The sequence below is a fragment of the Streptomyces chrestomyceticus JCM 4735 genome (assembly GCF_003865135.1).
Lineage (GTDB): Bacteria > Actinomycetota > Actinomycetes > Streptomycetales > Streptomycetaceae > Streptomyces > Streptomyces chrestomyceticus.
On sequence record NZ_BHZC01000001.1, the window covers coordinates 4664010 to 4676028 of the forward strand.

Annotated in this window: 7 protein-coding genes; 3 read left to right on the forward strand and 4 right to left on the reverse strand. The window is 71.8% G+C overall.

Annotated features, from left to right (window positions below):
* Positions 1 to 62: 62 nt before the first annotated feature.
* From cydD to hisC, 4 genes are all read right to left on the reverse strand, one after another.
* Positions 63 to 3632: a thiol reductant ABC exporter subunit CydD gene (cydD, locus tag EJG53_RS20015; RefSeq protein WP_125045989.1), complete on the reverse strand. Its 3570-nt coding sequence runs from the start codon at positions 3630 to 3632 to the stop codon at positions 63 to 65.
* An 83-nt stretch (positions 3633 to 3715) separates the two neighbouring features.
* The gene (cydB, locus tag EJG53_RS20020; RefSeq protein WP_031006704.1) at positions 3716 to 4717 is read right to left on the reverse strand and encodes a cytochrome d ubiquinol oxidase subunit II; all 1002 of its coding nucleotides are present in this window, start codon (positions 4715 to 4717) and stop codon (positions 3716 to 3718) included.
* 9 nt (positions 4718 to 4726) lie between these two features.
* Positions 4727 to 6235 (reverse strand): cytochrome ubiquinol oxidase subunit I, encoded by a 1509-nt coding sequence (locus tag EJG53_RS20025; RefSeq protein ID WP_031006702.1) that lies wholly within the window; start codon positions 6233 to 6235, stop codon positions 4727 to 4729.
* Between the two features lie 278 nt (positions 6236 to 6513).
* Complete coding sequence (hisC, locus tag EJG53_RS20030; RefSeq protein ID WP_125045990.1) at positions 6514 to 7593, reverse strand: histidinol-phosphate transaminase; 1080 nt, start codon at positions 7591 to 7593, stop codon at positions 6514 to 6516.
* 581 nt (positions 7594 to 8174) lie between these two features.
* Between hisC and EJG53_RS20035 the strand changes: the two genes are divergently transcribed.
* The 3 genes from EJG53_RS20035 (at position 8175) to EJG53_RS20045 (ending at position 11976) form a co-directional block, all read left to right on the forward strand.
* Positions 8175 to 9275 (forward strand): LacI family DNA-binding transcriptional regulator, encoded by a 1101-nt coding sequence (locus tag EJG53_RS20035; RefSeq protein ID WP_125045991.1) that lies wholly within the window; start codon positions 8175 to 8177, stop codon positions 9273 to 9275.
* A 415-nt stretch (positions 9276 to 9690) separates the two neighbouring features.
* The gene (locus tag EJG53_RS20040) at positions 9691 to 10866 is read left to right on the forward strand and encodes a metallophosphoesterase (RefSeq protein WP_244955236.1); all 1176 of its coding nucleotides are present in this window, start codon (positions 9691 to 9693) and stop codon (positions 10864 to 10866) included.
* A 204-nt stretch (positions 10867 to 11070) separates the two neighbouring features.
* Entirely contained in the window at positions 11071 to 11976 is a 906-nt protein-coding gene (locus EJG53_RS20045; RefSeq protein ID WP_125045993.1) for a hypothetical protein, read from the forward strand.
* Positions 11977 to 12019 lie beyond the last annotated feature (43 nt).

Here is a 12019-nt window from a genome sequence, read left to right on the forward strand (position 1 = left end):
CGTCACCCCGGTCCGGACGTCCGCCGCCACCGTACGCAGCGGACGCCGGCACCCGTCGTTCTTCAGCCGTTCACCGTGTCGGCCGGACGCGTGTCCGCGATTCCTCGGACTCCGGCGCGCGCGTCCACCGCCAGCTCCCGCTCCCGCATCCGGCGGAACGGGCCGTCGGCCACCGCCAGCTCCGCGTACGTGCCGTGCTGGACGGGCCGCCCCTCGTCGAGGACCAGCACCTCGTCGACGGCCTCCAGGCCCTCCAGCCGGTGCGTGATCAGCACGGTCGTACGGCCCTCGGTCGCGGCCAGCAGGTCGGCGGTCAGGGCGTCGGCGGTGGCCAGGTCGAGGTGTTCGGCGGGCTCGTCCAGCACCAGGACGGGGAAGTCGGCGAGCAGCGCGCGGGCCAGCGCGAGACGCTGCCGCTGGCCGCCGGAGAGCCGGGCACCGTGCTCGCCGACCATCGTGTCCAGCCCGTTGGGCAGCGACCGGACCCAGTCGGCCAGGCGGGCCCGCGTGAGCGCGTCCCACAGGTCGCCCTCGCCCGCTCCGGGCCGCGCGAGCCGCAGGTTCTCCCGTACGGAGCTGTCGAAGAGGTGCGCGTCCTGCGCGCACAGGCCGACCTGCCGCCGTACGGCGTCACCGTCCGCTGCCGCCGCGTCCACTCCGCTCAGCGTGTACGAGCCCGCCTCCCGGTCCAGGAAGCGCAGCAGCACCTGGGCGAGCGTCGTCTTGCCCGAACCGGACGGGCCGACGACCACCAGCCGCCGCCCGGCGGGGAGGACGAAGCCGACACCGTCCAGCGCGGGCACCGACTGACCGGGGTACCGGGCCGTGAGCCCCTCGACGACCATCGGGAACGGGGAGTCCGGCAGCGGTACGGCCACCGGGCCGGCCGGTTCGGTGACCGGCTCGGGCGCGTCCAGCACCTCGAAGACCCGCTCGGCCGCCCGGCGCGTGCGCTGCCGGTACTGCACGGCGAGCGGCAGCCCCGCCACGGCCTCGAACGCGGCGAGCGGAACGAGCACCACGACCGCCAGGCACACGCCCGTCAGCCGCCCCTCATGAACGGCCTGGACGCCCACGACGGCCGCCGCGGCCACCGTCAGCCCGCACAGCAGCGCGGACAGCCCGGCCCCGGCACCGGCCGCGGCCGCCGAACGGGACGCGATCCGGGTCAGGTCGCGGTCGGCGCGGCGCGTCCGGTCGACACGGGAGGCGAGCGCGCCGGACACCGTCAGCTCGGCCGTGCCGGTCAGCAGGTCGAGGACGTGGGCGGAGAGCACACCGCGGGCGGGGGAGAGCTGCCGCTCGGCACGGCGTGCGAGCACGGCGGACAGCGCCGGCACCCCCACACCCGCCAGGAGCAGCCCGGCGGCGAGGAGGGCGCCCGCCTCGGGCAGCAGCCAGGCGGTGAACCCGACGGAGCCCGCGCCGACCACCACGGCCGCCCCGACCGGCAGCAGCCACCGCAGGAAGTAGTCCTGCACGGCGTCGACATCGGCCACCAGGCGCGACAGCAGGTCGCCGCTGCTGCGCGCCCGCAGCCCGGCGGGCGCCAGGCGCTCCAGGCGCCGGAAGACGGCCACCCGTACGTCCGCGAGCATCCGGAAGACGGCGTCGTGCGCCACCAGCCGCTCCGCGTACCGGAACACGGCCCGGCCGATGCCGAAGGCCCGCGTCGCGGTGACCGCCACCATCAGGTACAGGACGGGCGGGTGCTGCGCCGCCCGGGAGATGAGCCATCCGGACGTGGCCATCAGGCCCACGGCGCTGCCCAGCGCCAGGCTGCCCAGCAGCAGCGCCAGTCCGAGCCGGCCCCAGCGGGCCCGCGCCAGGCCCCGCAGCCGCGCCAACGCCGGACGCCGGGCCCCGGGTACGACGTCCGGGCCGTCCGCGGGCTCCGAGGCCGCAAGATCGTCGCGTGCGGCTTCGTCGGGGCTCTCCCGTGCGGGCTCCACGGGCGTGGCAAGCTCCTGCGCCTGCGGCGCCGCCGCCTCCACCACCGGACCCGCCAGCCGCACCGTACGGTCCGCCACCGTCAGTAGCGCGGGCCGGTGGACGACCAGCAGCACCGTGCGGCCGGCCGCCAGGCGGCGTACCGCGTCGACGATGCCCGCCTCCGTCTCGCCGTCCAGGTTCGCGGTCGGCTCGTCGAGCAGCAGGACCGGGCGGTCGGCCAGGAACGCGCGGGCCAGGGCCAGGCGTTGCCGCTGCCCCGCCGACAGGCCGGAACCGCCCTCGCCGAGTACGGTCTCCGCGCCGTCGGGCAGCGCGGAGACGAAGTCCAGGGCCCCGGCGTCGCGGAGCGCGGCCCGTAGCGCCGAGTCGTCCGCATCGGGGCGGGCCAGCCGCACGTTGTCGGCGATGGTGCCCGCGAAGAGGTACGGGCGCTGCGCCACCCAGGCGATCTGCCGCCGCCAGGCCTCCGGGTCGACGGTGGCGAGGTCCCGGCCGCCGGCCCGTACCCGTCCCGCCGCGGGCGCGGCGAAGCCGAGGAGGACGTTCAGCAAGGTCGACTTGCCCGCACCGGAGGGGCCGACGAGTGCCACCGTCTCACCGGGCCTGACCTCGAACGACGTCTCGGCGAGCGAGGGTTGGGAGCGGCCGGGGTGGCGCACGACGAGTCCCTCGACGGACAGCGCGGTGCTGTCGGGAACGGGCTCGTCGCCCGTCGTACGCGGCGGCGTCTCCAGCACCGCGAAGATCTCCTCCGCCGCCGCCAGACCCTCGGCCGCCGCGTGGTACTGCGCTCCGACCTGCCGCAACGGCAGATACGCCTCGGGCGCCAGGATCAGCACCAGCAGGCCCGTGTACAGGTCCAGATCGCCGTGCACCAGCCGCATCCCGATGCCGACCGCGACCAGCGCGACCGAGAGCGTGGCGAGCAGTTCCAGCGCGAAGGAGGACAGGAAGGCGATCCGCAGGGTGCGCAGCGTGGCGCGGCGGTACTCGCCGGTGATGGCACGGATGGACGCGGCCTGCGCCTTGGCCCGGCCGAAGACCTTCAGTGTGGGCAGCCCGGCGACCACGTCCAGGAAGTGGCCCGACAGCCGCGACAGCAGCCGCCACTGGCGGTCCATGCGGTTCTGCGTGGCCCAGCCGATGAGGATCATGAACAGCGGGATCAGCGGCAGCGTCACGACGATGATCGCGGCCGAGATCCAGTCGCCTGCGACGATCCGCGCCAGTACCGCGACGGGCACCACGACCGCCAGGCCCAGTTGCGGCAGGTAACGCGCGAAGTAGTCGTCGAGGGCGTCGATACCGCGGGTGGCGAGGGTGGTGAGTTCCCCGGACCGCTGGGTGCTCAGCCAGCCCGGCCCCAGACCGGCCGCCGCCTGCGTCAGCAGCCGCGTACGCAGCTCGGACTTGACCGCCGCGCTCGCCCGGTGCGCGGCCAGTTCCGTCAGCCAGGCCACCAGACCACGGCCGACGGAGACCAGTACGAGCAGCATCACCGGTGTGCTCAGGCCCGCGAGATCGAGGTCGCGCTGGAAGGCGCCGACGACGACTTCGGCGATGAGCATGGCCTGGCCGATGACCAGTCCCGAGCCGGCCAGCCCGAGGACCACCACCGCCGCGAGGAAGAAACGGGTGGCGCGGGCGTACCGCAGCAGGCGCGGGTCGACGGGTTTCACGTGAAACAACCTCTCCCGGGCGGAAGTTGATCAGTCGGTGACGGCCGGTGGGGTCCCGCCGGGACCCCACCGGGGGGAGCTTCCTAGTGGGCGTCGGCGATGTGCTGCGTACCGATCCGCTTGCGGAAGACCCAGTAGGTCCAGCCCTGGTAGAGCATGACGATCGGGGTGGCGATGCCCGCGCACCACGTCATGATCTTCAACGTGTACGCACTGGACGAGGCGTTGGAGACCGTGAGGTTCCAGCTCTCGTTCAGCGAGGACGGCATCACGTTCGGGAAGAGCGTCAGGAACAGCATCGCGACCGCGGCGACGATCGTGACGCCGGAGAACGCGAACGACCAGCCCTCCCGCCCGCGGTGGTTCATCACCAGCCCGGCGACCAGCGCCACCACCGCGACGGCCATCGCGACCAGGGACGCGGTGTCACCCTTGTCGAGCTGGGTCCAGCCCAGGAAGACGACCGCCAGCACGGCGGTGACCAGGCCCAGGACGGTGGCCGTCCGGCGGGCTCGCTCGCGGATGCCGCCCAGCGTCTTCAGCGAGGCGAAGACCGCGCCGTGGAAGGTGAACAGGGTCAGCGTGACCAGGCCGCCGAGCAGGGCGTACGGGTTCAGCAGGTCCAGGACGCTGCCGACGTACTCCTTGTGCGCGTCGATCTGCACGCCCCGCACGATGTTGCCGAAGGCCACACCCCACAGGAACGCGGGGAGCAGCGAGCACCAGAAGATGGCGTGCTCCCAGTTGCGCTGCCAGCGCTCCTCGGGCCGCTTGACGCGGTACTCGAAGGCGACACCGCGCACGATCAGGCAGATCAGGATGAGCAGCAGCGGCAGGTAGAAGCCGGAGAACAGGGTGGCGTACCACTCCGGGAAGGCGGCGAAGGTCGCGCCGCCCGCGCTGAGCAGCCACACCTCGTTGCCGTCCCAGACCGGGCCGATGGTGTTGATCAGGACCCGCCGCTCGCTCCGGTCCCGGGCGAGCAGCTTGGTCAGGACGCCGATGCCGAAGTCGAATCCTTCGAGGAAGAAGTACCCGGTCCACAGCACGGCGATGAGTACGAACCAGACGTCATGGAGTTCCACGGTCGCCCCCTAGTACGAGAAGGCCATCGGCCGGTCGGCGTCCGCGTGGTCGCCGCCGATCTTGGTGGGCGGGTTGAGGTCGTCGTCCGTCAGCTCCGGCGGTCCGGCCTTGACGTACTTGACCAGCAGCCTGACCTCGATGACCGCGAGGATCGCGTACAGCAGCGTGAAGACGGTCATCGACGTGAGCACCTCGCCCTGCGAGACGCCCGGGGAGACCGCCGAGGAGGTCTTCAGCACGCCGTACACCGCCCAGGGCTGGCGGCCCATCTCGGTGAAGATCCAGCCCCAGGAGTTGGCGATGAGCGGGAAGCCGAGGGTGACGAACGCCAGCGACCAGTAGAGCTTGCTCAGCCGGGCGCCGAGCACCTTGTTCTTGGTGAGCGCCAGGTGGGGTGGCTCCTCGTCCCCCGTCCGCAGTCCCGGCGCGAGCCAGAACTTCTTACGGGTGAGCCAGAGCCCGGCCAGGCCGACGGCGAACGAGGCCATGCCGAAGCCGATCATCCAGCGGAAGCCCCAGTAGGCCACCGGGATGTTGGGCCGGTAGTCGCCGGGCCCGTACTTCTGCTGTTCGGCCTTGTTGACGTCGTTGATGCCGGGGACCGGCGTGGAGAAGTCGTTGTGCGCGAGGAAGGAGAGCAGCCCGGGTATCTCGATGGCGACCTTGTTGTGGCCCTTGTCGACGTCTCCGTACGCGAAGACGGAGAACGGCGCGGGCCCCTCCTTGTCCCACAGCGCCTCGGCGGCGGCCATCTTCATCGGCTGCTGCCGGAACATGACCTTGCCGAGCTGGTCGCCGCTGATCGCGGTGAGCGCGCCGGCGATGACCAGGGTGACCAGGCCGAGCCGCAGCGACGTACGCATCACCTTGACGTGCTTCTTGCGCATCAGGTGGTACGCGGCGATGCCGACCATGAACGCGGCGCCGGTCAGGAAGGCGGCGGTCAGCGTGTGGAAGACGACGACGAGCGTGGTGTCCTGGGTCAGCACCTTCCAGAAGTCGGTCAGCTCGGCGCGGCCGTTGGCGGCGTTGTACTTGTAGCCGACCGGGTGCTGCATCCAGGAGTTGGCGGCGAGGATGAAGTACGCCGACAGGATGGTGCCGATCGAGACCATCCACATGCAGAAGCAGTGGATCTTCTTGGGCAGCTTGTCCCAGCCGAAGATCCACAGGCCGATGAAGGTGGACTCGAAGAAGAAGGCGATGAGGGCCTCGAACGCGAGCGGGGCGCCGAAGACGTCACCGACGAACCGCGAGTAGTCGGACCAGTTCATCCCGAACTGGAACTCCTGGACGATGCCGGTGACGACACCCATCGCGATATTGATCAGGAAGAGCTTGCCCCAGAACTTGGTGGCCTTGAGGTACTGCTGCTTGCCCGTCCGCACCCATGCGGTCTCCAGCCCGGCCACCAGGGCGGCGAGGGAGATCGTGAGGGGGACGAAGAGGAAGTGGTAGACGGTCGTGATGCCGAATTGCCATCGCGCCAGGGTCTCTGGCGCCAACGCCAGGTCCACGTCGGGTCTCTCCTTACGTCGCCGTGTGCTGTCTACGGCTGCTTCGCCCCGTTTTGTCCCGATGGAAGCGGTACATAAGGGGCGCGCTTGTGAACGCGTTCACATTCACAAGCAATTATCACCCATGGCTGGTTTCTGACCCTGACGGGGGGTGCGTGACTACCGTCACTCCCAGGAAAGGCGCCGCGTGGCCCTTTCTCGCACCTCGGCGGACAGCAGAGCGGGGGCGCGCGCCCCTAGGCACACGCCCCCGCTCGGTGGTATCAGCTACCCGCCGCTCACAGCTCCTTGCGGAACTGCTCGGCCGCCTGCAGGAACAGGTCCATCGCCGCCGTCTCGCCGATCGTCACCCGCACCCCCTCACCGGGGAACGGGCGCACCACCACGCCCGCCTTCTCGCACGCCGCCGCGAAGTCGAGCGTGCGGTCGCCCAACCGCAGCCAGACGAAGTTGGCGTGCGTCTCGGGGACCGTCCAGCCCTGCGCGGCCAGCGCCTCGCAGACCCGCGCCCGCTCCGTGACCAGCGCGTCCACCCGCTCCATCAGCGCGCCCTCGCTGCGCAGCGACGCCACCGCCGCCTCCTGCGCGAGCTGGCTCACGCCGAACGGCACGGCCGTCTTGCGCAGCGCGGCCGCCACCGGCTCGTGGGCCACCGCGAAGCCGATCCGCAGGCCGGCGAGCCCGTACGCCTTGGAGAAGGTCCGCAGCACACAGACGTTGGGGCGGTCCCGGTACAGGTCCAGGCCGTTCGGCACGTCCGCGTCGCGGTTGAACTCCTGGTACGCCTCGTCCAGCACGATCAGGATGTCGCTCGGCACCCGGTCCAGGAACGCCTCCAGCTCCGCCCGGCGGACGACGGTGCCGGTGGGGTTGTTGGGGTTGCAGACGAAGATCAGCCGGGTCCGGTCGGTTATCGCCTCGTACATCGCGTCCAGGTCGTGCACCTCACCGGAGGTCAGCGGTACCTGTACGGACGTGGCACCGGCGACCTGGGTGACGATCGGGTACGCCTCGAAGGAGCGCCATGCGTAGATCACTTCGTCGCCCGGACCGGCCGTCGACTGCACCAGTTGCTGGGCCACCCCCACCGAACCGGTGCCCGTCGCCAGGTGCTCGACCGGCACCGAGAAGTGCTCCGACAGCTCGGTCATCAGGCCTGTACAGGCCATGTCCGGGTAACGGTTGAAGGCCCCGGCCGCGGCCACGGCGCTCTCCAGGACACCCGGCAGCGGCGGGTACGGGTTCTCGTTGGAGGACAGCTTGTACGTGACGGGACCGCCCGTCGCAGCCGGCTTGCCGGGCTTGTAGGTGGGGATGCCGTCCAGCGCAGCGCGCAGCTTCGGGCTCTTCTCGCTCACCGCAGGTTCCTCCTCGACCGTGCCGTCCGTCGCCAATACTGCACACCTTATGAGGATTGCTCCGTCAGGCGTAGGCCCCGGCGGGATCGGATGCCGCGTCGGGGGCCTCGTCCGGCGTCCCCGGGCCTCGTCCGGCGTCCCGTCGGCGGCGTGGGCCACCCCCAGGAGGCATCCCGTCCCGGTGGCCGCCTTGCCGAAGGATCATGCTCCGGGAAAGATCGTGCACACCGGCCGCCGCCCCGTACGGAAAGATCGTCCGGGCGGAGTTCCGCCCGCCGCAAGATCGCCCCCACACCCCGCCGCCACCGCGCACAGCCCTTGGGGAGCGCTACGCCCTCCGTTACGCGCCGGTGGCTCGCGCCGTGGCGCGCATCCCTCGTGAAGGTGACTTGAGACCGCTCCGAGACCTGGACCAATCGACCGGCGACTCCCAACGTTCCTCAAACAGTCGCTGGTGAAGGCCCCCAACTCCCTCTGTTTCACAGGTCATACGGGTCATTCGACCGTGCAGAAACGTGCCTTTCCACTCCTGCACACAGCGCCCCGCGAAAGGACCGCCCGAGCCCTACTATCGGCTCGCCATGACAGCAGCAGGGAAGCACCAGGTGAGCCGGTCTACCGGTCGCCGGCTGGGGCGGGCAGGCATCCGGGACGTGGCCGCCGCAGCCGGGGTATCCATCACGACTGTCTCCGACGCGCTCAACGGCAAGGGCCGGCTTCCGGATGCCACCCGTCGCCACGTCCGCGAGGTGGCCGACCGGTTGGGTTACCGCCCTTCCGCCGCCGCCCGCACGCTCCGTACCGGCAAGTCAGGGCTCATCGGCCTGACCGTCACCACGTACGGGGATGAACCTTTCACCTTCACCGAATTCGCGTACTTCGCGGAAATGGCCAGAGCCGCCACCTCGGCGGCGCTCGCCCGCGGGTACGCCCTCGTCATCCTGCCCGCGACCTCCCGCCACGACGTCTGGTCGAACGTCGCCCTCGACGGCACCGTCGTCATCGATCCGGCCGACGGCGATCCCGTCGTCACCGAGCTCGTACGGCACGGCATCCCCGTCGTCTCCGACGGCCGGCCCGGCGGCACCCTCCCCGTGATGGGCTGGGTCGACAACGACCACGAGGCGGCCGTGCTCGGCCTCCTCGACCACCTCGCCGAGGCCGGCGCCCGCCGCATCGGCCTGCTCACCGGCACCACCACCGACACCTACACCCGGCTCTCCACCACCGCGTACCTGCGCTGGTGCGAGCGCGTCGGACAGGACCCGGTGTACGAGTCCTACCCCGCGCACGACCCGTGCGCGGGCGCGGTGGCCGCCGACCGCCTGCTGGCCCGTCCGGACCGCCCGGACGCGGTGTACGGCCTGTTCGACCCGAACGGCACCGACCTGCTGGCGGCGGCCAGACGCTACGGCCTGCGCGTCCCCGAGGATCTGCTGCTGGTCTGCTGCAGCGAGTCCACGGTCTACGCCACGACCGAACCGCCGATCACCACCCTCTCCCTCAAACCCCGCCGGATCGGCACCGCCGTCGTCCAGCTCCTCATCGACGCCATCGAAGGGCTGGACAGCGGACGACCGGTCGAGCAGGTGATACCGACGGACCTGATCGTGCGGACCTCCTCCCAGCGCAGGTCCACACGGACGACCGTCAGCCCGCCGCGGGGGCCGTCCGGGGCCTGACCCCGCCGGTCACCACGGCGGCCCCTCCGGATCCGACCGTCACACGTTCGAGCGGCCGTGTGGACGCGCCTTCCGCGTCCGCACGGCCGGAGGTGTGTCCGGAGCGAGGCATGCGGGCGCCCCGTCCGCCCCCACCCGTACGCCCATCTGCCGGAACACCCCTCCGGGCGACTTCGGCACGTCGTACCGTCCTCCCGCCGTCGCCGCGCCGCCCGTCCGGCCCCCGGACGCCCGGGATAAAATCGGGTGTATCCCGGAGAAAACGGCAGCGAACACCGGGCGCCGAGCGATTGAGCACCCCCGGGTGCGTCACAACCCGCGAGCGGCATTCCTATGATGGGCGCACGACACCACGGACCGCCGTCGACCAGGCAAGGTCCGCGAGGTGCACGGCGGCGCGACGGTGGAGGGGTCGATGACTCAGGGGGCCAGTGTGGGACCCATGGTGCGGACCATGCCGGCACAACCTCCGGCTCCGGGGCAGCCGCCTGCCCCACCGGTGCCCCCGGCACCCGGGGTCCCCCCGCAGCCGACGGCTCCGCCGGCCTCCGCGGGCGCGCCTCCGCACGGCATGCCGCCCGAGTACACGCCCACCGAGCGCTCCCTCCCGGTCATCGGCCCCGTCGCCACGGCCGGTGGCCCCGGCCGCACCGACGGCCGTACGGACCTCCCGCCCGTCACCCGTACGGACACCCTCATCGACCGCCCGACCGTCGACCTGACGGCCGTGCCCGAATCGGCCGTACCGGCCGACGGGCAGCAGGAGGGCGGCGGCCCGCTGTACGTCGTCGGCGACGTGCACGGCTACTACGACGAGCTGCGCGAGGCGCTCGCCGCCGAGGGCCTCATCGACGCCGACGGTCAGTGGGCCGCCGGCAACGCCCGCCTGTGGTTCCTCGGCGACTTCACCGACCGCGGCCCGGACGGCATCGGCGTCATCGACCTCGTCATGCAGTTGTCCGCCGAGGCCGCGGCGGCCGGCGGCTACTGCAAGGCCCTGATGGGCAACCACGAACTGCTGCTCCTCGGCGCCAAGCGGTTCGGTGACACCCCGGTCCAGTCCGGCGCCGGCACCGCGTCCTTCCAGGCCGCCTGGCTCCTCAACGGCGGCCAGAAGACCGACATGGACCGCCTCCAGGACCACCACCTGCAGTGGATGGCCCGCCTCGACGCCGTCTCGGAGGAGGACGGGCACCTGCTCGTGCACTCCGACACCACGGCCTACCTGGAGTACGGCGACTCCATCGAGGACGTCAACGACACCGTCCACGACGTCCTCACGCGCAGCGACGCGGACGAGGTCTGGGACCTGTTCCGCAAGTTCACCAAGCGGTTCGCCTTCCGCGACGAGGAAGCCGGCCCCGTGGCCGTACGCGAACTCCTCGACACCTACGGCGGCCGGCGCGTCGTGCACGGCCACAGCCCGATCCCGTACCTCCTCGGCGAGGTCGGCGGCGAGGACGACGACGAAGGCGAGGGCGTCGCCGTCGACGGTCCGCACGTCTACGCCGACGGGCTGGCCATCGCCATGGACGGCGGGATCACCATGGCCGGAAAACTACTGGTCGTACAACTTCCCCTGACTGCCTGACCGTTATCCGGGCAGGGGTAGCGGCAGGTAGGGAAGTGGCGCAGCGGGGTCCGAGCCCGGCAGGAGCGGTCCTTATTTCCGCAAACACCCTGTCACCCCGTGCCGGAGGCGCTCTACCATCGGTCTATCCGTAGCAGGCTCTCCTCCGTTTCCGCCCACTGCCCGGCCCACGCCGGCCTGTACGGCCCTACGGAGCATCGGGGGATGCACATGAACAGCGCTCCGCACCTGCTGAGCGAGGATCGCGCGGAATTCGCGCGGCTCCTCGACGAGGCGCTGCGCACCGCGGAATACCGACCGGACATGACCTCCGCGGCGGGTAAGCACCTCAACACCGAGCAGTTGCGCACCATGGCGCTCAGCGCCACATCGGCCATCGCCGCATGCGCGACGGCCGAATACCGACACTACGTACGGCTCCGCGACGAGCTGCGCGCTCCGGCACCCGCACCGGACGCCGGCCCCGTGGAAGGCCGCGAGGAGAAAGGCGCTTCCGCGGGCGGCGCGGGGATCGACCTCGCCACGACCGTGGGCGAGGCCGCCGAACCGGCCGGTGCCGGGCTGGCCGCGATGCTCGCGGTGCTGGCCCCGGTACTGGCGGGGATCGCCGCCGTCCTGTTCCTGGTCATCGGGTACGTACTGCGGACGGTCGGCACCGACCCGTCCGCCGCCCAGCCGATGATCAGTGTGGGCTGGGTCTTCGCGGCGATCACCGCCGCGGGGGCGCTCATCGCCATGGCGAGCCTGGTCCTCGCGGCCTGGCGCAACGGCTCGACCTCGCTCCGCGCACCACGCGCGGGCGACGTCCGGAGCGGCCGGGCCCGGGAGGTGGACCTCGCCCGGGACGCCTGGCGGCAGGCGCTCCTGGAGCGCGGCATCCTGCCGTTCCTGCGCGAGGCCCTGTCCGACCCGGCCGGCGTCAACGGCCACGGTACGGCCCGGTACGTGCCGCGCCGCGGCGTCGAAGGCGGCCGTATCCCGACCCTGGGCTACTCACGGCCCGACTTCACCAGCCCGGACGGCGGCCCGCCCGCCGCTCCCCGACCCCGCTTCACCAGCCCGGACTTCACCAGCCCCGACTACGGCGGCCCGGACCACCATCCCGAGTAGCGCCCGCGAACCACACCCGAGGGGGCCCGGTGCCGGGCCCCCT

What these genes read in the sequence shown, in the direction of transcription:
- EJG53_RS20035 (WP_125045991.1), top strand. Translation starts at nt 8,175, where the DNA reads ATGACAGCAGCAGGGAAGCACCAGGTGAGCCGGTCTACCGGTCGCCGG.
- EJG53_RS20040 (WP_244955236.1), top strand. Translation starts at nt 9,691, where the DNA reads ATGACTCAGGGGGCCAGTGTGGGACCCATGGTGCGGACCATGCCGGCA.
- EJG53_RS20045 (WP_125045993.1), top strand. Translation starts at nt 11,071, where the DNA reads ATGCACATGAACAGCGCTCCGCACCTGCTGAGCGAGGATCGCGCGGAA.